This window comes from Arachnia propionica (genome assembly GCF_003932785.1).
Taxonomy (GTDB): Bacteria; Actinomycetota; Actinomycetes; order Propionibacteriales; family Propionibacteriaceae; genus Arachnia; species Arachnia propionica_B.
Genome location: NZ_RQYT01000004.1, coordinates 132,697 through 158,363 on the forward strand (window position 1 = coordinate 132,697; position 25,667 = coordinate 158,363).

26 protein-coding genes, 1 tRNA gene and 1 pseudogene are annotated in these 25,667 nt (G+C 66.0%); 13 read left to right on the forward strand and 15 right to left on the reverse strand.

All coding sequences use genetic code 11. The features are described from left to right. The first annotated feature begins 58 nt into the window (after positions 1-58). The gene (locus tag EII35_RS03510) at positions 59-1,540 is read left to right on the forward strand and encodes a glutamine synthetase family protein (protein ID WP_260464993.1); all 1,482 of its coding nucleotides are present in this window, start codon (positions 59-61) and stop codon (positions 1,538-1,540) included. Between the two features lie 317 nt (positions 1,541-1,857). Here the strand turns inward: EII35_RS03510 and EII35_RS03515 are convergent, their stop codons facing one another. Next, positions 1,858-2,532: a hypothetical protein gene (locus EII35_RS03515; RefSeq protein WP_125227081.1), complete on the reverse strand. Its 675-nt coding sequence runs from the start codon at positions 2,530-2,532 to the stop codon at positions 1,858-1,860. Between the two features lie 115 nt (positions 2,533-2,647). Here EII35_RS03515 and EII35_RS03520 point away from each other — a divergent pair, with 115 nt between their 5' ends. Continuing rightward, the gene (locus EII35_RS03520) at positions 2,648-4,024 is read left to right on the forward strand and encodes a UTP--glucose-1-phosphate uridylyltransferase (protein ID WP_125227082.1); all 1,377 of its coding nucleotides are present in this window, start codon (positions 2,648-2,650) and stop codon (positions 4,022-4,024) included. Then, complete coding sequence (locus EII35_RS03525) at positions 4,017-4,361, forward strand: hypothetical protein (protein WP_125227083.1); 345 nt, start codon at positions 4,017-4,019, stop codon at positions 4,359-4,361. Before EII35_RS03520 ends, EII35_RS03525 begins: the two co-directional genes overlap by 8 nt. 55 nt (positions 4,362-4,416) lie before the next feature. Here the strand turns inward: EII35_RS03525 and mscL are convergent, their stop codons facing one another. The 4 genes from mscL to EII35_RS03545 form a co-directional block, all read right to left on the reverse strand. Next, a complete protein-coding gene (gene mscL / locus EII35_RS03530; protein WP_125227084.1) occupies positions 4,417-4,782 on the reverse strand; it encodes a large conductance mechanosensitive channel protein MscL in 366 nt (121 codons plus the stop codon). Positions 4,783-4,930: 148 nt separating this feature from the next. Beyond that, on the reverse strand, positions 4,931-5,539 hold the full coding sequence (locus EII35_RS03535) for an SAF domain-containing protein (protein WP_125227085.1): 609 nt from the start codon (positions 5,537-5,539) through the stop codon (positions 4,931-4,933). 53 nt (positions 5,540-5,592) lie between these two features. Beyond that, positions 5,593-5,847 carry an FmdB family zinc ribbon protein gene (locus EII35_RS03540; protein WP_125227086.1) on the reverse strand — a complete coding sequence of 85 codons (255 nt, stop codon included), beginning with the start codon at positions 5,845-5,847 and terminating at the stop codon, positions 5,593-5,595. A gap of 30 nt (positions 5,848-5,877) precedes the next feature. Beyond that, the gene (locus EII35_RS03545; protein WP_125227087.1) at positions 5,878-6,453 is read right to left on the reverse strand and encodes a 5-formyltetrahydrofolate cyclo-ligase; all 576 of its coding nucleotides are present in this window, start codon (positions 6,451-6,453) and stop codon (positions 5,878-5,880) included. 18 nt (positions 6,454-6,471) lie between these two features. Here EII35_RS03545 and EII35_RS03550 point away from each other — a divergent pair, with 18 nt between their 5' ends. The 9 genes from EII35_RS03550 (at position 6,472) to EII35_RS16670 (ending at position 14,545) form a co-directional block, all read left to right on the forward strand. Then, positions 6,472-7,755 (forward strand): molybdopterin molybdotransferase MoeA, encoded by a 1,284-nt coding sequence (locus EII35_RS03550; protein WP_185744137.1) that lies wholly within the window; start codon positions 6,472-6,474, stop codon positions 7,753-7,755. A 65-nt stretch (positions 7,756-7,820) separates the two neighbouring features. Next, positions 7,821-8,579, forward strand: coding sequence for a hypothetical protein (locus tag EII35_RS03555; protein WP_125227089.1), 759 nt, complete (start codon positions 7,821-7,823; stop codon positions 8,577-8,579). 58 nt (positions 8,580-8,637) lie between these two features. Beyond that, positions 8,638-8,710, forward strand: a tRNA-Ala gene (locus EII35_RS03560). Positions 8,711-8,925: 215 nt separating this feature from the next. Further along, positions 8,926-10,416: an Eco57I restriction-modification methylase domain-containing protein gene (locus EII35_RS03565; protein ID WP_185744138.1), complete on the forward strand. Its 1,491-nt coding sequence runs from the start codon at positions 8,926-8,928 to the stop codon at positions 10,414-10,416. Then, positions 10,404-11,363, forward strand: coding sequence for a BsuBI/PstI family type II restriction endonuclease (locus tag EII35_RS03570; RefSeq protein WP_125227091.1), 960 nt, complete (start codon positions 10,404-10,406; stop codon positions 11,361-11,363). Before EII35_RS03565 ends, EII35_RS03570 begins: the two co-directional genes overlap by 13 nt. Before the next feature lie 9 nt (positions 11,364-11,372). After that, positions 11,373-12,233, forward strand: a complete 861-nt coding sequence (locus EII35_RS03575) for a S1 family peptidase (RefSeq protein WP_125227092.1) — start codon at positions 11,373-11,375, stop codon at positions 12,231-12,233. A gap of 145 nt (positions 12,234-12,378) precedes the next feature. Next, positions 12,379-13,128 (forward strand): transposase family protein, encoded by a 750-nt coding sequence (locus EII35_RS03580; RefSeq protein ID WP_260464994.1) that lies wholly within the window; start codon positions 12,379-12,381, stop codon positions 13,126-13,128. 495 nt (positions 13,129-13,623) lie between these two features. Next, positions 13,624-13,773 (forward strand): hypothetical protein, encoded by a 150-nt coding sequence (locus EII35_RS15780; RefSeq protein ID WP_185744139.1) that lies wholly within the window; start codon positions 13,624-13,626, stop codon positions 13,771-13,773. Positions 13,774-14,104: 331 nt separating this feature from the next. Then, positions 14,105-14,545, forward strand: coding sequence for a DDE-type integrase/transposase/recombinase (locus EII35_RS16670; protein ID WP_125227093.1), 441 nt, complete (start codon positions 14,105-14,107; stop codon positions 14,543-14,545). 435 nt (positions 14,546-14,980) lie between these two features. On the opposite strand, the gene EII35_RS03595 is transcribed toward EII35_RS16670, so the two are convergent. From EII35_RS03595 to EII35_RS03610, 4 genes are read right to left on the reverse strand one after another with little or no spacing between them, the layout of a single operon-like run. Beyond that, positions 14,981-16,144, reverse strand: a complete 1,164-nt coding sequence (locus EII35_RS03595; protein WP_125227094.1) for a hypothetical protein — start codon at positions 16,142-16,144, stop codon at positions 14,981-14,983. Positions 16,145-16,164: 20 nt separating this feature from the next. After that, on the reverse strand, positions 16,165-16,659 hold the full coding sequence (locus EII35_RS03600) for a WD40 repeat domain-containing protein (protein WP_125227095.1): 495 nt from the start codon (positions 16,657-16,659) through the stop codon (positions 16,165-16,167). A 4-nt stretch (positions 16,660-16,663) separates the two neighbouring features. After that, complete coding sequence (locus EII35_RS03605; protein ID WP_125227096.1) at positions 16,664-17,572, reverse strand: WD40 repeat domain-containing protein; 909 nt, start codon at positions 17,570-17,572, stop codon at positions 16,664-16,666. A gap of 5 nt (positions 17,573-17,577) precedes the next feature. Further along, a complete protein-coding gene (locus EII35_RS03610) occupies positions 17,578-18,708 on the reverse strand; it encodes a WD40 repeat domain-containing protein (RefSeq protein WP_125227097.1) in 1,131 nt (376 codons plus the stop codon). Positions 18,709-18,813: 105 nt separating this feature from the next. On the opposite strand from EII35_RS03610, the gene EII35_RS03615 reads away from it, so the two are divergent. Further along, on the forward strand, positions 18,814-19,266 hold the full coding sequence (locus EII35_RS03615) for a YdeI/OmpD-associated family protein (protein ID WP_125227098.1): 453 nt from the start codon (positions 18,814-18,816) through the stop codon (positions 19,264-19,266). A gap of 107 nt (positions 19,267-19,373) precedes the next feature. Here EII35_RS03615 and EII35_RS03620 read toward each other — a convergent pair whose 3' ends face one another. From EII35_RS03620 to EII35_RS15790, 6 genes and pseudogenes are all read right to left on the reverse strand, one after another. Continuing rightward, on the reverse strand, positions 19,374-20,402 hold the full coding sequence (locus EII35_RS03620; RefSeq protein ID WP_125227099.1) for an SMI1/KNR4 family protein: 1,029 nt from the start codon (positions 20,400-20,402) through the stop codon (positions 19,374-19,376). A gap of 16 nt (positions 20,403-20,418) precedes the next feature. Further along, on the reverse strand, positions 20,419-21,654 hold the full coding sequence (locus tag EII35_RS03625; protein WP_221739664.1) for a glycosyltransferase: 1,236 nt from the start codon (positions 21,652-21,654) through the stop codon (positions 20,419-20,421). A gap of 84 nt (positions 21,655-21,738) precedes the next feature. Beyond that, positions 21,739-22,767, reverse strand: a complete 1,029-nt coding sequence (locus EII35_RS03630; protein ID WP_125227100.1) for a hypothetical protein — start codon at positions 22,765-22,767, stop codon at positions 21,739-21,741. Between the two features lie 31 nt (positions 22,768-22,798). Then, the gene (locus tag EII35_RS03635) at positions 22,799-23,800 is read right to left on the reverse strand and encodes an SMI1/KNR4 family protein (RefSeq protein ID WP_125227101.1); all 1,002 of its coding nucleotides are present in this window, start codon (positions 23,798-23,800) and stop codon (positions 22,799-22,801) included. A gap of 21 nt (positions 23,801-23,821) precedes the next feature. Then, positions 23,822-24,529, reverse strand: coding sequence for a hypothetical protein (locus EII35_RS03640; RefSeq protein ID WP_125227102.1), 708 nt, complete (start codon positions 24,527-24,529; stop codon positions 23,822-23,824). Between the two features lie 503 nt (positions 24,530-25,032). After that, positions 25,033-25,667, reverse strand: a pseudogene (locus EII35_RS15790) (HNH endonuclease); the annotation flags it as partial.

The following is a 25,667-nucleotide window of genomic DNA, read 5'->3' on the forward strand; positions in this document are numbered from 1 at the left end:
TTCCCCTATCCGCGCACCCTCTAAGCTGTCGGTGAAACCGATCTCGATGAGGAGCACCATGTCACTGAGTCTGAACCCCAATCCGCTGGCCCGGGCACTCGGGAAACCCGCCGACGAATTCACCCGGGCGGACATCGTCCGTTTCGTCAGTGACAACGACATTCTCATGCTGAACCTGCGCTACATCGGCGGTGACGGCAGGCTGAAGGCCCTCAACTTCGCGATTCAGTCGCGGGAGCACCTCATGCGGGTGCTGACGATGGGGGAGCGGGTCGACGGGTCGTCGCTGTTCGACTTCGTCGACGCCGCCAGCTCCGACCTCTACGTCGTGCCGCAGCTGCGGACCGCATTCCTCAACCCGTTCACCAGCGAGCCGACCCTCGACATCCTCTGCGGTTTCTACGACGTCGACGGCCAACCGCTCGCCAGTTCGCCCCAGTACGTCCTGCGCCGTGCCCAGGAGGCGCTGTTCGCCGAGACCGGATGCCGTCTCGAGGCCTTGGGGGAACTGGAGTACTACCTGTTCTCCGACGTGGAGGAACTGTTCCCCGTCGAACCGCAGCGCGGCTACCACGAGGCCGGGCCGTTCTCGAAGTGGCAGCAGATCCGCACCGAGACCCTCGGCCACCTCGTGCGAATGGGGTGCTCGGTGAAGTACGCCCACTCGGAGGTCGGCAACTTTGTCGCGGACGGCCGTCAGATGGTGCAGCAGGAGATCGAGTTCAGCCCCACCGACGTCACCCGGGCTGGGGATCAGGTGGCGTTGGCGAAATGGGTGCTGCGCGAGGTGGCCCACCGGCGCGGCGTCGAGGTGTCGTTCTCGCCCAAGATCGAGGTGGGGCAGGCCGGCTCCGGCATGCACTTCCACACCCGGCTCATGAAGGACGGCGTCAACCAGTTCTCGCAGGGGCAGGGGCTGACGGACACCGCGAAGCGGGTCATCGGCGGCTACCTGTCGCTCGCGGCCTCCCTCACCGCCTTCGGCAACACCGTCCCCACGTCCTTCCTGAGGCTGGTCCCGCACCAGGAGGCGCCGACGGCGATCTGCTGGGGCGAGCGGAACCGCTCCGTGCTGGTGCGGGTGCCGCTCGGGTGGCAGGGTGTCGACGATCGGATGTACCGCGACGCCAATCCCCACGACGAGCCGCTCGGGGAGATGGTCAACGACTCGCAGACCGTCGAGTTGCGTTCCCCCGACGGCTCGGCCAGCGTGCACCTGCTGCTGGCCGGTATCACCGTCGCCGCGCGGGTGGGTTTGACGGACCCGTCGATGCTGGAGTTCGCGGAGAGCCGACACGTGGTGGGCGACGCGTCGAGCCTGGCGGGTCTGGACCAGCTTCCCACCTCCTGCGCGGAGGCCGCCGTGCGCCTCCGGGAGCAGCGGGCCGACTACGAGGCCCACGGGGTGTTCCCGCCCGGGCTGATCGACGCGTGGTGCGCGAAGCTGGAGGCCCACCACGACAGGGCCCTGCGCGAGCAGCTGGCGCGTTCCGAGGTGTCGGTCCAGGCGCTCGTCGACCGCTACTTCCACATCGGCTGAGGGTCCGACACACCCCGCTTGTCATACTTTCGGCTGAGCAGAGATGACCTTCAGCCAGACTTCCTCGGCATTGGTCATCTCCTTGGGCTGAGGTGTTGTGTCGTGATCGTTGAAGATGTAAACATCTATGCGGTCACTGGACTTCTGCCCTGCCGGAGCCAGGATCGGCGGAACCGTTGAGGATCCTCTTCGGGCCGGGCGTCGGATGGACTCCCGCACGAAGGAACGGAGCGACGCGACGCAACCACAGAGGCTGGGCGGACGGTCCGTTCCCTGCGGGGGGCTGCGGGGCTGGACCGTCGCCCGCTGAATTCTGGTCAGAAGACGCGAGTGGCCTCACGGCTCATGAAGGCGCCGTGCCCCGTCAGAACGTTCCAGCACGTCAGGCCGTGCTTCTCGGACGCGCACACGAACTGTCCGTAATGGACGATCTGGCCGTACTCCACGACCTGCGGCTTCACCCCGGTCGACTGGGACAGGGGGTTCTCCGAGGTGGAGGTGAGACGCGGCGGCGTCGAGTCGAGCCGCACCCACCACCGCGGCCCCTGGGCATCCGAGCCGTAGGGGGCATCCTTCACGTAGGAGGACAGCCCGCAGCCCGCGTCGTGATCGGAGAGCGCGCAGGTGATGTTGCCCGACGGGGTGACGATGAGGGCCTTGGCGGAGGCCGGGTCGATGCTGGAGATCGGCAGGGCCGTCGGCGGCTTCGGGCCGCCGGCTCCGGCATAGGCCCCTTCGACGGGAGGGTCCCCTGGATCCGGTTCGACGGATCGTGGGCGCCGCTCCATCTCGGGCTCGACGGTCTCGGTCACCGTGGCGGTCGCAGTGGCGGTGGCGGCCGAGGTGATGATCTCCACCGACACGACCTCCGGGTTGGTGGGTTGGGTCGTGCTGGTGGCAGGGACGGTGGTTCCACCCTGTCCGCCGGTGCAGCCGGTGAGGACCGCCGCAGCGAAGGCGGTTCCCGCCAGCATGGTCCTGGAGAACTTCATGGTCGTCACCCTTTCGGCCTGGGGAGTCGCTGAGGTGAGCGTACCTCCTCCCGGGACGCCGCGAGATCGGAGGCGGCCCGTAGGATGGCAGCGAGTCAACGAAGGGATGGGATCGATGTCGAACCAAGGGTTGGAAGCCGCTCGGCGCAAGATGAAGGAGGCCGGTGTGTCCCGCCCGGCCATCGAGGTGTTCTCCCACTATTACCGGATGCTCGAGTCGGGGGAGACCGGGCTGATCCGGGAGGACAGCATCACGCCTCTTCTCGACGTCCCTTCCCTGGACTCCGTCGAGGTCTCCGACGAGCAGGCCCGGGAGGCGATCGGCGCCACCGTCATCATCAAGCTCAACGGTGGGCTCGGGACGTCGATGGGGCTCGACAAGGCCAAGAACCTCCTCGAGGTGCGGGACGGCCTCACCTTCCTCGACCTCATCGTGCGGCAGGTCCAAGCGGCTCGCCGCGACCACGGGGCGCGGCTGCCACTGCTGTTCATGAACTCGTTCCGCACCGAGGCCGACACGCTGGCACACCTGGCCCGGTACGACGACCTCGTCGTCGACGGACTCCCGTTGTCCTTCCTGCAGAACCAGGAGCCGAAGCTCCGCGCCGATGACCTGACCCCCGTCGAGTGGCCTGCCGATCCGACGCTGGAGTGGTGCCCGCCCGGTCACGGTGACCTGTACACCGCGCTCTATGGCTCCGGGGTGCTGCAGCAGCTCCTCGACAAGGGATTCCGCTACGCCTGCATCTCCAACGGCGACAACCTCGGGGCGGCCCCCGATGCCCGACTGGCCGGATGGTTCGCCGCATCCGGGGCCCCGTACGCGGCGGAACTGTGTCGTCGCACCGTCAACGATCGCAAGGGCGGCCACCTCGCGATTCGTCGGAGCGATGGCCAGCTCATCCTCCGTGACACCGCCCAGACCGCGCCCGAGGAGATGGACTTCTTCACCGACGAGCACCGCCACCCCTTCTTCCACACCAACAACCTGTGGTTCGACCTGCGGCGGCTCATGGAGATCCTCATGGAACGGAATGCGGTGCTCGGGCTCCCGATGATCCGCAACGAGAAGACCGTCGACCCTGCGGATGGCTCCTCGACGCCGGTCATCCAGGTGGAGTCCGCCATGGGTGCGGCCATCGAGGTCTTCCCGGGTGCCACCGCCATCTGTGTCGGCCGGGATCGGTTCCAGCCGGTCAAGACCACCAACGAACTCCTGCTGCTGCGCTCCGACGTGTACCGGCTCGACGACGACGGTCACCTCGTCGCGCAGGCCGAGACCCCCGAGGTCAGCCTCGACAGCCGCTACTACAAGACCATCCAGAAGTTCGAGGAGAGGATTCCTGAGGCCCCGTCGCTCAAGGATGCGCAGGTGCTGCGTGTGAAGGGGGACTGGACCTTCGGTCGGGGGGTGCGGGTCGTCGGCGAGGTGGAGCTCCACGACGACGGCGACGCCCGTGTCGTTGCCGACGGGACCACGCTGGGTGAGTGAGGCCGTCGAACTGGCCCGCGCTCTGACGGGCGAGGAGCTCCCCGTCAGCAGCCCGGAGCTGCCGGGGCTCGTGGCGGAGTTGGTGCAGCTCGGCTGGGACGCGTCCCGTCTCGTCTCACTCAGGCGGGGCCGCCAGGCGGAGCGGCGACCGTGGCCGTTCCCCGTCGACGCGGCTGCGGTGCGTCAGGTCGGGTTCGCCCGGTTCGAGGCGCGACTCGCCGAGCTGCGCGGCATGCTCGGGCTGAGTGGGGAGCTCTCCCGCTCCCATGTCGTTGATCGACCCTTCAACGACGACGAACGACGGCTCGCGGCAGAGCGTCCGCCCCACTGGGGATGACGGAAACGGCCGCCCCGCGGATGCGGGACGGCCGTTTCGTCGAGGTGGACGGTGCTCAGACGTTGCGGGTCCGGAGCAGGTCGCGGATCTCGGTGAGCAGCTGCTCGGAGGTCGGGGCGGCGGGAGACTCCTCCTCCTTCTTCTTGAAGCGGTCACGCATGGTGTTGTACGGCTTGACGACGAAGAAGTACACCACCGCGGCGGTGATGACGAAGGTGATGACGGCGTTGATGAAGTTGCCGATGTTGATTCCGGCGATGGCGAGCGACGAGAAGTCAGGCTGACCACCGAAGAAGCCGATGAAGTCGGTGATGATGCCGGTGAAGGCCTCGACGACCTTCGAGAAGACGGTGCCGATGATGACTGCGGTGGCAAGCTCGACGAGGTTGCCGCGCATCAGAAATTCCTTGAAGCCCTGCATTCCAAATCCTTCATGGTGGGCCGGCCGAGGGGCCGGGACTTCCCGGTACTGTGGATTCAGTCTCCGGGTCTGGCCCCCAGATCAGGGGCGCTTCGTACTTTACGCGGAGCGCCGGGGAAGGTCCACCATCTCGGACCGTCTCGTGGTGTCATGTCTCGATGACCACCGACAGCTGTCCGGTCTGCCCCAGGGCGGAGACTGTGGGGGCGGACTCGGCAGGGACGTCGAGGAGAATGAGGGGGCGTGACGATGATCCCACCCGGAACGGACCGGAGTCCTCATCGGCTGTGAGCGTTGTGATACGCGCATTTGAGACCACCACCTCGCTGGTCTCGGTGAGGACGAGGGTGACCGACATGCCCGGGGCGAGGACCTCCGCCAGCGACGGATCCGCCAGTTGAATGGGGGTCAGGGAACGGCCCTCCGCCACCGTCGGGGCCGGTGAGAGCAGGCCGGGTTGGAGAACCGTGCCGGGTGAAAGGCCGACGCCGACGACACGTCCGACGGCCTCCTCGGGCGTGGCGACATGGTCCTCCGGGAGCGAGGAGCGGGGGAGACGGGCGAGTCTCACGTCATTCGCGGCGAGGCGATCCCCCTGGGTGCGAGCCCGTGCCAGGACGACCGCGTCGACGAGGTCCGCCCCGGAAGGGGTGAGTTGGGAGAAGATGAGCATCGCCGTGACCCCCGCGAGGACCGCGGCGATGGTCCGGCGATGCCAGGAGATGAAGCGCGCCAGGCGTGGCGGAATCCTGTCCATGCCTTCTCTCTGGACAGGAAGGCGGCCTGTGGACGCTTGTCCACAGGCCGGGTTCAGCTGGCAGTGGTGGCGGGCTTCTTCTCGGAGGACTTCTTCTCCGTCTTCTCCGCGGGCTTGGAGGCCGACTTCGAGGCGCGGGAGTCGGTGGCGTAGAACCCGGAGCCCTTGAAGACGACGCCGACGGCGTTGTAGACCTTGCGCAGATCACCCTCGCAGGCGGGGCAGGTGGTGAGGGCCGGGTCGGTGAACTTCTGGACGACCTCGAGCTCATCGCCGCAGGCCGTGCAGCGGTACTGATAGGTGGGCATGCATTCTCCCGGTGGGCGGACAAACGTCGATCAGGATACGTGGTCCCTGCGTAGGAGCGTGAATCCCGCCTCGGTGATGACGGCGTCGACGGGGAGGTCGTGAGGCTCGAGCGGCAGAGTGTCGACGACCTCGTCGGCGTGGGTGAGGGCCCAGCGAGGGGTGCCGGGCCGGGCGTGGGGGAGCGCCCGGTCGTACCAGCCGCCACCGGTTCCCAGCCGTGTACCGTCGCGGGCAACGGCCAGGGCCGGGAGGATCACGAGGTCGGCCCCGGCGAGGGCATCGGCGCCGAGGGCGGGTCCCGTCGGTTCCGGGATTCCGGCCCACCCGGGGCGGAGCGGGTTGGTGGCCCAGGCCCAGTCCGGTTCGCGTCCCAGCCTTGGCAGCAGCACCCGCCAACCCGAACGCTGTACCGCGTCGATGAGTTCGATGGTGCCGGGTTCGCCGGGACGTGACGCGTACAGGGCGACGACCCCGGGGGACGGCAGGTGGTCGAGCAGGACGCGGGTGCGGGCGGCGTCGCGGCGACGGTGCTCGTCAGCGGGGAGGTTCCGCCGGGCGGCATCCCGTGCCAGTCGCAGCGCGCCCTTGTCGGCCGTGGAGTCCATTGGCCTATGGTAGGGAACATGGCGCTGTTTGGACGCAAGAAGAAGGTCGAGCCCGAGATCGAGGAGGAGACGGGGCCGATCCTCCCGCCCGCGCCGTACGAGGATGCGAACGGACTGCGTCGGGTCAGTGACCATGTTGACTACCTGCTGCGACTCGTCCAGCCGATGAAGCCGTTCGGCATGGCCGTGGTCGATGCGTTGAACCAGGTGGTGTGCGAGGACATCAATTCCCTCATCAACGTCCCCGCGAACTCCACGAGCCGGGTCGTCGGGTTCGCCGTGCGCGCCTCCGATCTGCACGACGACGAGGGCCGCCCCGTCGAGTCGCTCCTGCTCGCCAAGGAGGTGCAGCACCTCGGGACCGGTCAGGCCGTGAGGATCGGCGTCGGCGAGGCGGTGCCGAGGGGAGCGACGGCGGTGCTCCCGGCCGAGTTCGTCACCGAGCAGGCCGACCGGATCGACGTCATCCAGGCGGTACGGGAGGGCGAGTACCTGCGCGCTGCCGGGGAGCACCTGGCGATCGGCGATCGGCTGCTGTCCGAGGGGGACATGCTCAACGAACGGAACATCGGCATGCTCGCCGCGGCCGGGATCGACCGGGTGCTGGTGCGGCCGAGGCCCCGCGTGGTGATCGTCGCATCGGGGGCGGAGCTGGTCGAGCCGGGGGCCACCCTGGCGCACGGCGAGTCGACGGATGCGAACTCCTATCTCATCGCGGCGGCCGCGAAGGCGGTGGGTGCGACGGTGTTCCGGGTGGCGGTGCACGGCAACGGCACCGAGGAGCTGAAGCAGTCGATCACGGATCAGCTGATCCGGGCCGATCTGGTCATCTCGACCACGGGGGGCAGTCGTGAGGATTACGAGGCCGTGGCCAAGGCCATGTCGGAGCTGGGCCTCGTGGACGCCGTCGAGGTGGCCATGTCGCCGGGACGGACCCAGACGTTCGGCCTCATCGGTGACGAGCGGGTGCCGATGGTGATGCTGCCGGGCAACCCGGTGTCGGCATACGTGTCGTTCCAGGTGTTCGTGGTGCCGCTGCTGCGTCGGCTCATGGGGGCGGAGGTGCGTCGTCGGACCATCCGGGCGATCTCCAACGACATGCTGCGTTCCGTGAGGGGGCAGCTGCACCTGCTGCGCGGCGACCTGCAGGACGACGGCCGGATCCGCACTGTCGGGCGGGTCGCGGACCCGTTCGCGATGGCGGAACTGAACCGCAGCAACGCCCTGATCCTGCTCGACGAGCACACGGAGGTCGTGCGGCCCGGCGAGGCCGTCCAGTGCTGGCTGCTGGGCGAGTTCTGAGGGCAGGAACGGGGTCCGCGGCGCGTCCGTGACGGTTTCCTTCGGTCGCCCACTAACGTTGAAGCGTGCTTGCGGGAATTGTCATCAGCGTCATGGTCCTGGCCATCCTGGCCCTGGGCCTGCCTTGGCTCGTGGGGCATCGGGACGCTGTTGACACCGTCGATGTCGACCCGACGGAACGGTTCTCGGACACCATGCGGATCCTGCGTCGCGACGTCGTCGACTACGCGGAGGAGGCCGAGATGGAGGTGTCCACGCCGTTGACCCGTCGCGCGGAGTTGAAGGAGCTGCGGTTGCTCGCCCGGTCCGCGGCGCGTCGTCGTCGTCGGGTGATGGCGACCCTGGCGGGTGCAATGGCGCTCGGGGTGGCGCTGTGGGCGTTCTCGGTGGTGCCGTGGTGGGTGCCGGTCATCCCGGCCGCGCTGCTTGGGACGTTCATGATCCTGGCCCGGGTGGGGGTCACGATGATGTACCGGCGTTTCGACGCCCGGGCGGCGAAGCTGAGGGCTGGTTTCGACGAGGCGGAGGAGACGACGATCCTCAAGCTGGACGAGGCGGAGCCGTCGGTGGAGATGTCGATAGACCTCACGGCCCCGGAGACCACGGGTGCGCTGTGGGAGCCGGTCCCGGTGGTCGCGCCGACGTACGTGTCGAAGCCGCTGGTGCCGCGCACGGTCCGCACCATTGACCTGTCGGCGCCGGTCGTCGGCGAGCAGGTCGTCCCGACGGCGGAGAACCCGGACGCCCCCGCGACCGAGGCGTCGGAGGAGTCGTCGCAGGAGGGCCGGGTCGTGTCCTTCCGCAAGAAGGCCATCGGCGAGTGACCCACACCCGCCCGGTTGGCGCTCGGCGCCGGAACGGTGCTAGCATCGTCCGGTACTCGGGGCTATGGCGCAGTTGGTAGCGCGTCTCGTTCGCAATGAGAAGGTCAGGGGTTCGAATCCCCTTAGCTCCACTCAAGGTCTCTTATGGGAACAGGATGCATCAGACGATGCCGTGTGTTCCCGTTCACCTGCCTCACCTGTGATGTCTCGGGACATCAGTGACAGCTCTGCCGCAAGGCATGGGCGACACCTTGGCCGGGTACGGTGGCTACTTCGGATGAGCGGTCTTGGTTGCTGGTCCGAGTGTTTCCGGCGAGGTGTCAGTGGCTCGAGATACCATGAAGCGATGTTGACGACAGATCTCTTGAGTATTGCCGAGGCCGAGCGAGTTGCCGCCCTCAGCTGGCTTGACGTGAACACTCAGAGAGAGTTTGGTCAGTTCTTCACACCGGTAGCTGCGGCTCGGCTCATCGCTTCAATGCCGCGCCTGCCTGAGGCTGGGATGCTGCGTGTGCTTGACCCCGGTGCGGGCTCAGGCGTGCTTGCCGCGGCGCTTGTCAGCCGTGCGCTTTCAGAGCGACCAGGTCTGTCGATCGAGGTTTTGGCGGTTGAGTGCGACCCTGCTGTGCTGCCAAGCCTTCGGGCTACGCTCTCTGCTTGTGAGCGCGCCGGTGGTGGGCGGGTCCAGACCAACGCTGTTGAAGCGGATTTTATCTTGGACTCAGTTGGCTTGGAGGCGTCACTCAGCCTAGATGGCCAGTTCGATCTCGTGATTGAGAACCCTCCGTACGGGAAGCTGGCGGTGTCGAGCACCCATCGAACAGCCATGCGTGCTGCTGGAGTCGATGCGCCCAACCTTTATGCGGCGTTCCTTTCCTTGTCCGTCTCGGCTCTCAGGGAAGGCGGGCAGATCGTCGCGATCACTCCCCGCTCGTTCTTCAATGGTCCGTACTTTGGCGCGTTCCGTGCTCACCTACTCGACTCGATCGCGCTCGACCGAGTGCACGTCTTTGAATCTCGCTCGACGGTCTTTGCGGATACCGGTGTCCTCCAGGAAAACGTGATCTTTTCTGGAACACGGGGCGCGACGCCTAGCGTTGTCGAACTCTCAGCCAGTCGTGGCCATACAGATGGCATGTCATCTCGTGCTGTTGCCTACGAGAAAGTTGTTTTCCCTGACGACCCCAATCGATTCATTCGACTGGCCACCGATGTCGACGACACGGCAGTCGCCGACGTAGTGATTTCCCAACCTTGCACGCTTATGGATATTGGTGTTCAAGTCTCCACGGGTCGTGTGGTGGACTTCCGGTCGCGCCATGCTTTGAGTGCTGTTGAACAGCCAGAGGCAGTGCCGTTAGTTTACCCTGCTAATCTCCGGCACGGCAGGGTAGTCTGGCCGCGAGAGATTCGTAAGCCTCAGTGGTTCCGACCCAGTGATGACCAAGACCGTCGAATGCTCCTGCCAGAAGGCTGGTACACAGTCGTCAAGCGTTTCAGTGCAAAGGAAGAACGCCGCAGGATCGTTGCATCGGTCTGGTCACCCGTGGACAATCCCGGTGAGGTGGCTTTCGAGAATCATCTCAACGTCTTTCATATCGGAGGCAACGGTTTGGATGAAGACCTCGCCAAAGGCATGGCCCTATGGCTCAACTCCTCCATTGTTGATAAGTTCTTCCGTACCTTTTCTGGCCACACGCAGGTCAACGCCACCGACCTGCGATCCTTGCGGTTCCCTACCGCAAATGCATTGCGTGAATTGGGTCGCAATGTGGTCTCATCCCAGCTAGGTGTGGACTCCCTGGTTAAGGAGTTGATCGTCGCATGCGCGAGTTGAGTGATGCCGCTTATGAGCGAGTGGAAGATGCGCGCATAGTCCTCGAAACGCTCGGCATGGACGCCGAGCGCAGCAACGAACGTTCGGCGCTCGTCCTCTTGGCGCTCCTGTGCCTTGCGCCATCTCAATCCTGGGCAGAAGCGGGGAATCCGATGCTCGGCACGCGGGCGATCATGGACTTCATCCGAGACGAGTACGAAAAGAACTACGCGCCGAACAGTCGAGAGACTCTCCGGCGGTTCACGCTCCATCAGTTCGTTGAAGCGCAGCTTGTAGTACAGAACCCCGATGAGCCGCGGCGCCCGGTCAACTCCCCGAAATGGAATTACCAAGTTACTGCTGAGGCCTTAGATGTCCTGCGACAATACGGTACCGATGACTGGAGTTCGGCTGTCGATCAATACCTCGCCGATCTGCCTGGACTTAAGGCCCGCTATGCGGCTGCGCGTGAGATGAATCGCATTCCACTCAAGCTCCCGGATGGCTCGAAATTTACCTTGACTCCTGGCGGCCAGAACGTGCTTCTCAAGGCAATGATTGAAGACTTCTGTCAACGATTCACCCCAGGTGGACAGGTGCTCTACATCGGCGACGCAGGTGACAAGTGGGCGCTCTTCGAGCGCGACACCCTCGCCTCGCTCAATGTGGAAGTCAATGAGCACGGCAAGATGCCCGACCTCGTCGTCTACCTTCCCGATCGCAACTGGCTCGTGCTCCTTGAGGCAGCAAGCTCACATGGCCCGGTCGACTCCAAAAGACAATCTGAACTCGCCGACTTGTTCGAAGCATCAACAGCAGGTCTCGTTTACGTCTCCTGCTTCCCTGATCGGGCTGAGTTCCGCAAATATGTCGACAAGGTTGCTTGGGAATCCGAAATCTGGTGCGCTGACCACCCTACGCACATGATCCACTATAACGGGGAGCGTTTCCTCGGTCCCTATGAGTGAGGATGCTCGATGCGTGTAGTTGAAACCATTGCCGACCAGTTGTTTTTCACGACTGTTTACATAGAAGCCGTGGCGCCCGGCGGCGTCGCTACTGGCACTGGATTCGTGGTCAACTATCAAACATCTGTTGGAACTATGTCGATCCTAGTTACAAATAAGCATGTCCTAGGTGATTTCTCTGAGGTGACGTTCCGGATGGTCGCTGCTGAGAATGGAGCCCCCAGTCGGCGAGCAACTCAGATATCTGTCTCTGATATAGTTCCCGGGGAGACTTGGGTTGGCCATCCCGATGAGAATGTGGACGTCGCAGTGATGCCGTTCAATAGCGTGTTGAACGCCATGACGAGCAATGGTGCAGCCCCTTTCTATCGGGTGTTTGGTCCAGAAAACTTCCTGACACAGGCTCAAGCTGAGGAACTTGACGGAATCGAGCAGGTTCTCTTCGTTGGATACCCGAACGGCCTCTTCGATACGGCCTCGTGGATGCCGATCATACGGCGCGGCCAGACCGCAACTCCGATCTACAATGACTACCGAGCTCAGCCATCCTTTCTTATCGATGCGTCAGTGTTCCCTGGGTCGAGTGGAAGCCCGGTAATCATTTATGACCGAGGGATGTACTTCTCCCGTAGTGGGGCAACGGTCATCGGATCCCGGCTCTATCTTGCTGGTGTCATAGCTGCCGTTCATACTCGCGAAGTGCGTGGTCAAATAATCCCCACGCAAAGAATTCCTGTGGTCGCGTTTAGTGACATGATTAACCTCGGTATTGTCTATAAAGCTGGTGCCATTCAGGAGGCCGTTGACCTCTTCGTAAGACGGGCCGGGATTCAGCTCATTGCCCCGCCGTCAGTCGAGACTCTCGTCTAAGGGCGTTATTCACGAGGGCTATTTGTGCGTCTAAAGTAATCCCTTGATGGGGCATCGACTGCTTCATGAGAGAATGGGTATTGGAAAAAGTCCGTATCTCTCGAGGAAGCAGTCGATACGTTACGATTCTACTACAGGTCTCCCGGTGGATGTGATCCAGGAGATCGTGGCCCGGGTCTGGGACGTGGCCCAAGGTCGAGGACTTGACCTCACCCGCCACAAGATCAAGCTCTACCGGCAGGTCGTGATCTGCCTGATCCTGTTGCGGCAGAACATGTCCCAGATGGTCATCGCTGACATGGTCGGGGTGTCCCAGCCCACGATCTGCAGGATCTGGCGCCGGAACATCGAGATCCTGGAGACGGTGCTGGTGTTCACCAGTGGCGGCCGGACCGAAGCGATCCAGCAGGGACGCATCCTGCTGGTCGATGGCAGCTTCGTCCCGACGGGAAACCGCCCAGCAAGCGGTCAGGCGGCAGCGAACTACTCCGGGAAACGGAAGGTCCAATGCCTCGACCTCCAGGTCGCAGCCAAAGACTGGGGAGACCTCGTAGCGGTCTCTGACCCGTTCCCTGGCGCCCGTCACGACGCCAGGGTGATCCAGGAGTCCGGCTCGAGTGACCTCCTGGCCCAAGCAGGCGTCACGTGGGTTGCTGACACCGCCCACACTGCCACCACCGCCCTCACTCCGGTCAAGAAGAAACTCAACCATCCCCGCACTGAATGGGAGAAACAATTCAACAAGACCATCGCCGGTATCCGAGCCAAGGTCGAACACTGCATCGCCCATCTGAAGAACTGGAAAATACTCGCCACCGGCTACCGAGGACGCCTCAACGAACTCCCCGCCATCATCCGGATCGTCACCCAACTCGAACTCCTGAGAACCCAATGACAAAAACCTTCGTGAATAACGCCCTAATTTGGTATGTCCACTTCGCTTTGGTTTGCATGGTGCCGCCGTGAATCCCGAAGCGCTTCGTGCTCTCCGAAACTCGACGTCGTTTGCTCTTAGTGTTTACGTCGTGTTTACTTCTTTGCCTGTCTGGGGTGTTTAGGCTCGTCTCGGATCTTTTGGCGATTTCGTGGTGGCGGTGGGGGTTTGACGTTGTCGGGGTAGGATGAACGGTGACGTGATCGAAGGCCTATTCGCTATCCTCCTACCTGAATTGGCTCATTTAGAGGTCGTTTCTAAATGGTGTGTCGTTGCTGGCGGGTGTGGGTGGGGGTTGTGAGGATGGGTGTCATGTCGAAGCGGGTTTCTTCCCCTCCGCTGCGGCTGGTCACTGATGAGTTGTGGTCTGTGTTGGAGCCGCTGATCCCACCGCGTCCACCGGCCAAGTGAACCGTCCTGGGTTTGGTTCCGATCTGTTGTTGAGAGGATTGGGTCATGCCGAGGAAGTATCCAGAAGCGTTCCGTGCTCGGGCGGTGCGGATGGTGCGCGACCGCATCGAGCAGGAGGAAGGGGTCAGCCGGTATCGGGCGGTTGGTGACATCGCGCCGAAGTTGGGTGTGTCGTCTGCGGCGTTGCAGCGCTAGGTCGAGCAGGCTGACATCGATGCCGGGACCCAGCCAGGGGTGGCCTTGGATGCTGCTGCTGAGATCAAGCGGTTGAAGCGGGAGAATGCCGAGTTGCGGCGGGTCAACGAGATCTTGAAGACCGCGTCGGCGTTTTTCGCCGCGGAGCCAGGCCGCCCCTCGACGAGATGACCGTGCTGCATCGACACCTATCGCGATCAGTTCGGGGTCGAGCACCTTCTGACTGAGGGCGGGTTCATCACCTCTCGCGGGTACCGGGCCGCGAAACGCCGTGCTCCCAGCGCCAGGGCATTGCGTGACGAGGTTCTCATCGCTGAGCTGAAACGGATCCATGCCGCCAACTACGGCGTCTACGGGGTACGGAAGATGCGGGTATGCGATGCGTCGGGCGGGCTGGCAGATCGGCAGGGACCAGGTCGCCCGGTTGATGCGCGCAGCAGGCCTCACCGGGGTGGTGCGGGGACGGCGTCCCCGCACCACGACTCCTGCACCTGTTGCAGCATCTCGGCCTGATCTGGTCCAGCGTAGTTTCACAGCCGATGCCCCGAACCAGTTGTGGGTCGCTGACATCACCTACGTGCGCACCACCACAGGCTGGTGCTACACCGCGTTCGTGATCGATGCGTTCTCCCGTCGGATTGCTGGCTGGTCCACCCGCTCGACCATGACAACCGAAGCGCTTCCCCTGGAAGCCCTCGAACACGCCCTGGTCACCGCGAACCTGACTTGGCTCATTTTCTGTGGTTTGGGTGGTGGAGTTGGGGTTGGTTAGGGGTTTTGGTGGTTGGGGTGTGCACTAATCTGGGGGTATTGTGATCCGACTCACCCACGGCCCCAACACCGGTATCGTCACCCGCCTCAGACACCACGCCAGACACCCCGACCAAGCCACAAAACTCCTAACCACCCCCACATGAACACGACATTGCCGACCCCCTGCTGCCCGGCTCAAGTCCCAGCACCGTGTGCCAGGGGTCTCGACACGGACGGCTCGCTGGTGCTCGCGGTCCGGCTCGACCAGCGGAAAGGCAGGAAGGCTCCCGTTTCTCTTCGCTGGTCGAGCCGGGGCCCGGAACGGAGTGAAGGGACCCGTGTCGAGACCGGGTGAAGGTTTGCTGGGATCGTTGTGGGGATCTCGGGCCGGACGGCTCGCTGGCGCTCGCGGTGTGGTGTGAGCAGCGGTGAGAAGAGGCAGGCAGAGACCTCGTCAGCTCTGCCACCACTCGGCCGGGGTCGTCGCGTTGTCGCCGTTCCAGGCCAGCCGGAGCACGGGGGCGCCGTCCTTGGTCCGGGCCAGCATGACCCCGAGTTTCGACGCGGTGCGCTGGCCGGGGAACCAGCCGAGCTTCATCTCCCAGCCGGTGGGGGAGAGCCTGGATCTGCGGCCGCGTTGCAGGTCCTCGTGGAGCCAGGTGACGGTCTCGGCCAGCTGCCACGGGGCCAGCCGGGCCAGCAGCTGCCGGGCCGCCGTCACCCGATCCTGATCCACCAGATCGACGGGTCCCGTCGGGAGCCCCTGCAGCAGCCGCAGCAGACCCGGCTCCACCTGCACCCCGGCCAGCTCGCACGCCTTCCCCCAGTCCCCGTTGGCCAGGAGGGTGCGGCAGCGACGCTCCAGTTCGGTGGGGGCTGGCGGTTCCACGGACGACCACAGGTGCGGATGCCGCCCCCAGTGGTGCTGGAAGTTGTGCCGGATCTCGTCGGTGACGGCGACGGTGAACGACGGCATCCCCTTCAACGTACGCGCGCTCGAGATCATGACGCACGGCTGCCGCCTGCCTCGTGCGGCCTCGCCGAGCGTCGCCAGCAGCACCCGGGTCCGCGGCGCGGGCCGACCCCGCGCATCCCGGGGCCAGTGCCGCGCGATCCGCTGGGCGTCCAGGTCGGGAAGCTCGACTCCGGTCAGTGACGGGTCCAGCTCGAGGGCAATCCCGTCGGGGACGGGGAGATCGGGCCCCGGTGGTGTCGCGGGGATCCGGACATCGGCGAGCCTGCCGCCCGCCCCGGCATCGAAGGCGACGGCGGTGACGAGCCGTTCCACCAGCGGCGCGACGTCGTGCTCCATCCAGCCGGTGTGCAGGATCTCGTCGTCGGTGTCGAGGATCGACCAGCGGAAGTGCCACACCGACATCGGATCCCGATCCACGACGAAGGGCGGTCCCTCGGGCAGTTCGGCATCCAGCCCCGGGTAGCGCATCGACACCGCCCTGTCGGATGAGAACACCGCGACGAAGGGCTCCACCCAGGCCCGCACCGTCCCCGGGACCTCGATTTCGACCCGCCCCAGCTCCTCGTCCAGCCCACACCGGGTTCCCGACGGGAGCTGCCCCGCCATCACGATGGCATGGATGTGCTCAGCGACGGTTCCCACGGCCACAACCCTATGCCCCGTCACCAGTCGAGCTGCCACCGCCAGCGTTGCAGGATCCCGTCCTCGCCGCTGGAGACCAGGACATCATCCACCACGCACAGCGCCTTCACCGGCCCCACGTGAGTCCGGAGCGGGCCCCCGATGGGGGCTCCGGATGCGGGATCCCAGATCCGGATGGCACCGTCGACGCCGCCGGTGACAACCCTCGGGGCGCCGTGGACGATCGTCGCGTGGACACAGGCCACCCCCTCGCCCAAGGTGTGCAGCAGCTCATCGTCCTCGATCAGCACCACCGCCCGGCCGTCCCGCACCGACACACGAACCTTCAGCCCCTCGACGACGATCGACTCCGGGACCCGGGTGGGGAAGGGGCTCCAGATCCCGATGCGGCGATCCTCCATCGGGTCGATGAGATGGATCCGGCCATCGCTCGTCGTGACGGCGAGCAGGGGACGGATGTGGAAGTCGATCGCCGCAAGGGAGGTCACCGGCCCCGTGACACAGGTGAGGGCCACGGGCTCAGGGCAGCGCAACGGTTCCCCACCCGTCGTCCAGGGCCAGCGCGAGTTCCCCTGACACGATCGCCGCATCCCACACGGTGACCGGGCCGAGTTCCCGCGTGCTGACGAGGTTGCCGTCGCCGTCGACGACGACGATGCGTCCCTCCGCCCCGACCGAGACCACGCGGGAACCGTCCACGACGAGACCGCGGATGATGGCATCATGGCTGCGGATCGTGCCACCGAGTTCCCGACCCGTGACCAGGTCCCAGACCCGCACCGTGCGGTCCTCACCGGAGGACGCCAGCCGACAGGAACCATCGGGCGCCTCGAACGGCACCAGGTGACTCACCGCGTCGCGGTGCCCCCACAGCTCTCCGTCGACCAGACCGAACAGCGGTCCCGGGAGCAGCGCCCCCGTTGCCGGATCCCAGACACGGATCTGGTCCTCCCAGCCTCCCGAGACCAGACGACCATCGGGCAGGAAGGCCAGGCAGGTGGTTCCCTCATCGAGGTCCTCCCACGACGCGACGGCCGCCCCGGAGGCGAGATCGTGGACGGTGATGTCCCGCTCGTCCCCTGCGGTCGCAGCCCAGCCACGATGATCCACTGCCAGGGCGAGGGTGATGGCCTCCGAATCCACGTTGAGGGGGAGCTCCGGGACCGCCAACCTCCCGTCGGCGACGTCGATGACCGCGAGGGTCTCATCGTTCGTGACCGCCACGAGCCGATCGTCTCCCCAGGTCGCGATCGTCCGGACGTCAAGGTGCAGACTGGTCGTAGCGTCATGCCTCACGATGTCCAGCCGCCCCGGCGCCCGGAGGGCGATTCCGCCGTCGGAGAGAGGGTGAAGATCATCCACCTGGAATCCCGTCCCCGAGCGTCGCAACCACGGGGAGGTGAGGGCCAGGGGGGCTGTTTCTGTCATGGCGGTCACGCTCCGGAGAAGTCGACGACGCCCCAGCCATCCTCGAGCCCCAGCACGAGGCGCCCATCTGGCAGCGAGATCAGACACAGCACGTTGGTCACCTCGGAGGCGGAGCCGGGACGGCGAGGACTGACGGTCGTGGCGTGGCGCCAAGGGGAGGGCAGCCACAGCTCGATACGTTCGCAGAAGTTGAGGGCCAGATGCCTGCCAGCCTGGAAGGCGGACCGGAGGTGGCTGCCCGCCTCGGTCATGACCACACCCAGTTCCTCGCCGTCCGACAGCCGCCACAGCGTCGCACGACCGGCCGAGTCGACGGTGACGCAGATCGCGCCGACCCCCTCCAGCACGGTGAGGGCGGCGTTCCAGTTCGCCGAGAAGGTCCGCAGCGGAGCCCCTGAGCCGATCTCCCAGCACTCGACGTCCTGGTCCACCACCGCCACCGCCACCCGTCCGTCATCGGTCAGGAACGGCATCGTGGCGGTGAAACCCGCAGGCGCCGCCACCGTCTCGCCGAAGGCCTCCCCCGTCATCACGTCCCAGACGCGGATCGCACCGTCGGCGCTGCCGACGACGAGCAGGGTGCGGCCGGTGCGGGTCCGCACCGTGTCCAAGGTCACGATGCGCACGTCGTCGGCGTGGATGCAGGTTCCGGTCGGTTCCCCCGTCGCCGCGTCCAGCAGGTGCACCTCGCCGTGCTCCGTCGCGGCTGCCAGCAGCGGCCCGGCGGGCAGATCGACATGCATGAGTGACGTGAACCGTGGCCCCGGAGTGGCGTTTCCGAGGAGGATGGGTTGCTGGATCAGACGGCCGTCCTCCGGGTCCCACAGGTGCAGCGAATCGATGTTGAGTGACGAGACCAGACGTGGCTCCCCGTCGACCTCGAAGTTGATGAAGGCTCGTGCCTGGTCGTCGCGGAAGGAGGCACGACAGGCATCGGGGCGTGCCTGGAAGGGGCCGGTCAACAGTGAACCGGAGTCGGCGTCCCAGACCCGCAGCTCTTCCTCGGGGCAGAGGGTCACGATCCGGGCGCGGTCCTTGACGAGGTAGGTGGCCAACCCGATGGTCTGCGAGTAGGCGTCGCCAGTGTCCACGGCATCGGGTGCCGTGATTCGGCGGTAGCGGATCCGGTGCCGCATGCTCGTGACCGTCCTGTCTCGCCCGGCGGATGGGGTTTGGTGTGAGGGTACCGGTTGTTGCGTCCCGGCGCGCGAGGAAGGCCCCAACCACTACCCTCATCTTGCATGAGCATCCACCTCTCCGCCGTCATTGCCCCATTCGGCCCGGCGGGTTGCATCGAACTGACCGAGGACCAGGCGGCCTCCCTCAGCACCGCGAAACAGCCGCCGGTCGTTGTCACGATCGGCGGGAGGACGGCGAGGCTACGGATCTCGAGGATGAGCGGATCCCCATGTGTCTTCCTCAGCAAGGCCAGCCGCGCCGCGCTGGGGGTCGAGATCGGCGACGAGGTCGAGGCGACGGTCGTCCTCGACGAGGAGGAACGCGTCATCATCCCGCCGAGACCGATCCAGGAGCGGCTCGACGCGGACCCGGCGCTGCGGGCTGCGTGGGAGAAGCTGTCGTACAGTCACCAGCGGGAATGGGCGATGGCGGTCGACGACGCGAAGAAGGACGAGACCAAACAACGTCGCGTGGACCAGATGGCGAGGAAACTGCTCGGCTCGGTCTCAGGCTGACTCCCAGGCTTGGCCTTTTCTCGTTGGTGAGAGTTCCAGTAGACGGCCCCGAGGTCTCGACACGTTCGCTTCGCTTCACGGCTCGACCAGCGGATGAGGCAGCGCCGTCATGACGGTTGAACCGAGCGGATGAGGTCGACGGCGTCGGCGAGGTCCTGGCCCTTCGTGCGCATCCGGTTGAGGCGGTCGGTGAAGGAGGGGATGAGGCTGGGGGCGCGGGTGGCGAGGATGTGGATGAGCAGCGGGTCGGTGGCGTTGTCGAGGAGGGGACGGGTGGCGTCGGGGTCGAACTGGGCGAGCAGGGCCAGGCAGTAGTCGCGTAGCCGTGCATCATCCGTCGTCTCGTGGTACTCGCGGAGTGTGGCGAGGCGTTTCGGCTTCAGCCTCGGGAGGTCGCCCATCATCCGCAGGTGCAGGTTCGAGGTGACTCCGGCGATTCCGCGGTCGACCCCCTGCCGCAACCGACGGAACATCTCGCCGGCCGTCAGGCCATGGTCCTGCCATGATCGGCGCACCCCGCCGTTCAGGACGTCGTCGAGCCACGTCTCGTACCAGGTGAGGAAGTCGTCGGCGACGATCCTGGGACACTGATCGAGTGGAATGTGGTCCCAGCTGGCGGAGATGACCGATCCGCGAGCGGGGCCGGTCACGACGAGGCCGTAGAAGTCGCTGCAACCGCCGCAGCCGATCTCCAGCACCCCGTCGTGGGTGGCCCGCATCAGCTTGTACACGGCGTCGTCGTCCAACTCATCCAGGTCACGTCCCCGCTCCTGCCACTGCTCGGCGGTGAGCGACCCGATGAGGGCCTCACGGCGGGTTGACTTCTTGCGATCCCAGCGGCGGCGGTCAAGCGTGATGAGTCCGTGGCTCGGCCCGGCTCCCGTCTCCGCCGGAGACTCCTTCGTGAGACCGCCGTCGCCGATCTCGGTGACGAACCTCACATAGCTGTCCGGCAGGGTGAAGCCCCGCTTGTCCTCCAGGCGCCGGACCCGTTCCAGGCTGAGCGGGGGCCCGAGTCGGTACTCGTGGCCGTCCGCCCCGAACACCTCGAGGAGGTGGTCGACGAGGCGGGCGACGGCGAGCTTGCGTCGGATCCGTTCCATCGGGTCGGCGACATCGTCGAGGAGGAAGACCATGGGTGAATGGTAGAGGTCAGCTCCCCAACCGGGAACGGATCTCGGCGGCGCAGCGGCCCGGGCCGTCCTGGGTGCGGAACAGCTCCGCCATGCTCGCCGCCGCCCGGTGCGTCGCCTGGTCCTCGAGCAGCCACGTCGCCGCTCGCGCCCAGTCGGTGCGTGCCGCCTGCTTGCGCGTGACGAGCCTCGCGTTGCCGAACTCCACGCATCGGGTGACGTTGTAGCGCTGTTCGAACTGCAGCGGGATCCCGATGAAGGGCCAGCCGTTGGCGCAGCTGGTCTGCACGGTGCCCTCGCCGCCATGGGTGATCGCGACGTCCACCAGGGCGCCGAGTTCGTGCACCGGCAGCCAGTCCGTGACGTGGACGTTGCCCGGCAGGGTGGCGATGTCCTCATCGCTGAGGTAGAGCCTGGTCGGGGAGAGCACCATCACGTCGGCCCTTGAGACGTCGTGCAGCACCTGCAGCGCCAGGTCTCGGTTGGCGGAGCTGCCCATCGCCACCAGCACCACGGGCCGCCCCGCGTCGCGGATCCCGGCGACCTCGTCAGGGATCGGGAGGGTGAGTTGCGCGTACAGCGGGCCGACGGCGACGTGGGTGTCGTCGAGGGTGCACCAGTCCGGGATGAGCTCCGGCGGCGAGGCCAGCAGGTTGACGTCGGCGTCGATGAACCTGACCATGCTCCGCGGCAGGTCCAGACCACATTCCTTGGCGACGGTGGTGAAGCTCCGCGGGATGGGGATCACCCGGGACAGCACGGTGCGGATGAACCACGCCCAGCTGCGATCCGTGAACCGCTGCCAGGCGGTGCCGGTGGGCAGGAACCCGGTGCGGCGCATCTGGGTCATGTGGGGCACCGAGTAGGCGAACGGCTTGGCGTAGTACAGCGGGACCCCCTCGGCTCGGGCGGAGATCAGCTGCGTCAGCGTCGTCCCGATGAGGACCGCCTCGGGACGCAACTCCCGGATCAGCGCCCGCTCGGAGGCGACACGTTCCCGCACCATCGACGTCGTGAACGGATGCTTCCATCCGCGGCCCTGATCCAGGGCCAGGGCCATGTCCCCCTCCTCATCGGTCAGGACGGGCGTGAGTGGCCGGTACTCGAACCCCGCCTGCAGGATGGGGTCGACGAAACGATCCGAGAAACCGGCGAAGACGCAGCGGAACTCCGGCAGTCGGCGGGCCACCTCCACACAACGGGTGACCTCCGCGAAGTTGAAGGTCTCGGGGGCGAACAGCAGGGTCCTGGTCATCGTCACCTCACAGCGCTTGTTCCACGCATCCATTGTCCCGGGTCAAGAGGGACAATGCGGCAGCTTGGTGACACGGGTGGGTTGCTAGCGGGCCAGGATGAGGTGGACGGCGTCGGCGTGGTCCTGGCTCTTCGTGCGCATCTGGTTGAGGCGGTCGGTGAAGGAGGGGGTGAGGCTGGGGGCGCGGGTGGCGAGGATGTGGATGAGCAGGGGGTCGGGGGCGTTGTCGAGGAGGGGGCGGGTGTGGTCGGGGTCGAACTGGGCGAGCAGGGCCAGGCAGTAGTCGCGGACCCAGGGATCTGTTGCTGTCGCGTGATGGGTGCGGAGCTGGTCGGTGTGTTTGGGTCCCAGCTTCGGCAGGCCGCCGATCATCCGGAGGTGGAGATTGCTGTTGCGGTGTGCGGTGCCGTCGGCCATGGCCTCCTTGAGTCGGCGGAACAGTTCGCGGGGGCCGAGGCTGTAGGTGCGCCACGACGTGCGCACACCGTCGTCGAGGATGCCGTCGAGCCACGCCTCGTACCAGCTGAGGAAGTCCTCGCCGACGATCTCGGGTGGGCCGTCCGGGAAGTCGTGCTCCCAGTTCGAGGAGATGACCGCGCCTCGTGCCGGGCCGGAGAGGATGAGGCCGTGGAAGTCACTGCAGCCTCCGCAGGTGAGGTAGAAGACACCGCGATGGACCCTGTCGAGCAGTTTGTCATGGTCCTTCTCAGAGAGGCCTTTGGTACTGCCGAAGGTGCGTTTCCACTCGTCCTGGGTGAGGGCGCCGATGAGGGCGTCACGCTTCATCAGCTTTCTGCGGCGACCGTGGTCCTTGTGTTCCAGGGGCATGAGGCCGTAGTCGGGGCCCGCGCCGAAGCCTTCGTGGAAGTAGTGGGGGCGACCACGTCCGCCGTCGCCGACCTCGGTGACGAAGCGGACGTAGGAGTCGGGGAGCTGGATCTGTTTCCGGGCCTCGTAGCTCCGGACGGTGTCGATGTCGACTGGCGGATGAAGGATGTAGTCGTGGTCGGCAGCGCCGGAGTAGTCGCGGAAGTGGTCGACGAGGCGGGCGACGGCGAGCTTGTGTCGGATCCGCTCCGTCGGACTGGCTATGTCGTCGAGGGGAAGGGCCATGGGCGAATCGTGGCACAGATGCCAGCCGGGATCACGTGTGACGGATGAGGTCGACGGCGTCGGCGAGGTCCTGGCTCTTCGTGTGGATCTGGTTGAGGCGGTCGGTGAAGGAGGGGATGAGGCTGGGGGCGCGGGTGGCGAGGATGTGGATCAGCAGGGCGTCGCTGGCCTGGTCGAGGAGGGGGCGGGTGGCCTCGGGGTCGAACTGGGCGAGCAGGGCCAGGCAGTGGTCGCGGACCCGCTCTTCCCCGGCCGTTCGCCGGTACTCCTGCAGCAGGGCGATCTGCTCCGGGCCGCGGCCGGGGAGGCCGCCGATCAGCTGCAGGTGAAACCGCTTGCGTCGCGCGGCTGTGTCGTCGGCCACACCCGCCTCCAGGTCGTCGAAGAGCTGGCCGGGGCCGCGGCCGGGGTCCCGCCATGCCCGGGGTACGCCGTCGCCGAGGACATGGTCGAGCCAGGTCTCGTACCAGGCGAGGAAGTCGTCCGCGACGATCTCGGGTGCGGCATCGAGGAAGTCGCCGTCGCTCATCGCATGGATGACTGACCCGGCCAGGGGACCGCACAGGATGAGACCGTGGAACGCGCCGCAGCCGCCCTCGCTGACCGGGAGGACGGCATCCTGGATCCGTGCCAGGATGTCCCGGTCCGGGCGGTCGGCCCCATGGAAGACGCTGCGCCACTCGTCGTCGGTCACCTCGCCCGGCGTGATCGTCTCCTGCCAGCTGTGCTCCTCGTGCTCGAGGGGGATGATGCCGTGGCCGGGGCCGGCACCCAGGCCGTCGTTGGTGTGTCCGGGGTGGCGAGGTCCCCCGTCGCCCACCTTGGTGACGAAGCGGACATAGGCCTCCGGAAGGGTGATCCGCCGTGTGGTCTCGAACCGCCGAACGGCGTCGAGTCCCAGGGGCGGATGGAGGACATAGTCGTGGGAGGCGGCCCCGGAGACGTCGCGGAAGTGGTCGACGAGGCGGGCGACGGCGAGCTTGCGTCGGATCCGCTCCGCCTGGCCGGTGATGTCGTCGAGGGGAAGGGTCATGGGAGTGCTGCGGCGTGTGGATCAGACGGTGGGGTCATACGGCTTCGCCTCGCCGAGCGGCATGCCCGGGCCGAGTTCCGTCCAACGATCGGCGAAGGCCTCGTGCACCTCGTCGAGATCCTCGTCATCCTCCAGGTCTTCGTCATCGTCGTCGAGGTCCTCGTCGTCGGCCATCTCGTCGGGGTAGTGGTAGGCGACGACCTCGTTGCTGTGCCACCACCGGAACACGAAGTCGGTGAACGAATCCGCCACGCAACACCACGGGGCCTCGGTGATCCTCTCGTTGTCCACGTCCCGGCCGAGCGGGTACGGGGAGGCGACGACGCGGGAGGTGCCGTCTGGCAGCACGAGCAGCGCCCAGTGCAGCAGGTCCTGGTGGTCTCGCATCAACGCCAGGAGACGACCGCCCAGCCCCTCACGGAACTCCTGGCCCAGGTCGAACTGCACGAGGCTGAACGTCCGCAGCCGCGTCCAGAGCCCGCGCTCGAAGAACTCCTGGATGTCCTTCGGGCACTCGGCCAGGGCGGGGGAGGAGAGCTTGCCGGAATCGCAGTTGCCCATGTGTGTGGGCCACTCGGGACGCTCCGCCAGCCAGTCCCATCCCTCCGGGGTGGGAGTCCCGAGGGAATAGGGATATCCGACGTAGGACGCGACCGTTGCGGCGGCGTCGACCTCCTCGGGGTTCTGGACGGAGATCCACAGGTCCTGCGTTCGGGTGAAGGTCGTCATGCCCTCACCATAGAGGGTGCCCGACTGGGGGACATCCACAGCGGTCGTCTCGGTGACGCCCGGCGGAGGACATCCGCGTGACGTTCCCCGTCGGCCAGCGAGCGAGCTGTCTGATCGAGACCTCTGCAAGGGTTCCTGCGAATCCTCGCTGGGTCTCGATACGGGCCCCTCCACTACATTCCAGGTCCCGGCTCGACCAGCGGGGAGGGAGGGGGCCGTCTCGCTCAGCGGGGGAAGGGAATCCTCGGCTTGGGAGGGGGAACCGGAGCTCGGGCAGTATGCGCGCCCGGATCGATACTTCTCCGCTGGTCGAGCCGAGGCCGGAGGCCTCGTGTCGAGACCTCTGCAAGGGTTCCCGCGAATCCTCGCTGGGTCTCGATACGGGTCCCTCCACTACGTTCCGGGGCCCGGCTCGACCAACGGGGGAAAGGGGATCTTCACCAGGTCTCGACCATCGGGCGCACAGCGCCCTCAGTTCGACCAGCGGGGTGGGAAGAGGGTGTTCAGCACAGGGAGTAGTGGATCCATTCCCAGGCCTCGGATTCCAGCGGCCTGGCCTCTGGGGGTTCTGGTGGGTCGAGCCACGGCGGGGGTGGCTCTTCCACCCGCACGACTGGTTCCGGGGTGTGGAGGCGGATGGTGCCGCCGGTGGCATGCACCAGATACTCAAAGCCTGCCGGAGACTTCCAGTGGAACCAGCCCGGGGCGGGTTGGGTCAGCACCCAGCCACCGAAGGTCTTCGCCCGATGCGACCTACGCGCCAGGGGTGCGAGGTTGCCCCACCGGGTCTGTCCGGTCTCGCCGTCGCGGTAGGGGATGGTGTGATCCAGATCACACGCCCTGGAGGTGCGGGAGGCGTAGGGGAACACATCGACTGGCATCAATGCGGTGACCGCGGCGCGCAACCCGATCGACGGGTCGTGGAGATCCTCGGGTGCATGCCGGAGGGGATCAACGATCGGTCGGATGGTGACTTTCGAGTCCTTCAAGAATTCCGGCAGTCGTGTGGTGAGGAAGGCGCCCCACCGTTCGACCTCGGCCACACCCGAGGAGTCGCTGTCGGGGTTGAGGGCGGGGTCGTCGGCGTTGATGTGGACGAATACCGTGGCCTGGGGCAGCATGTCCTGCCCACCCGCCT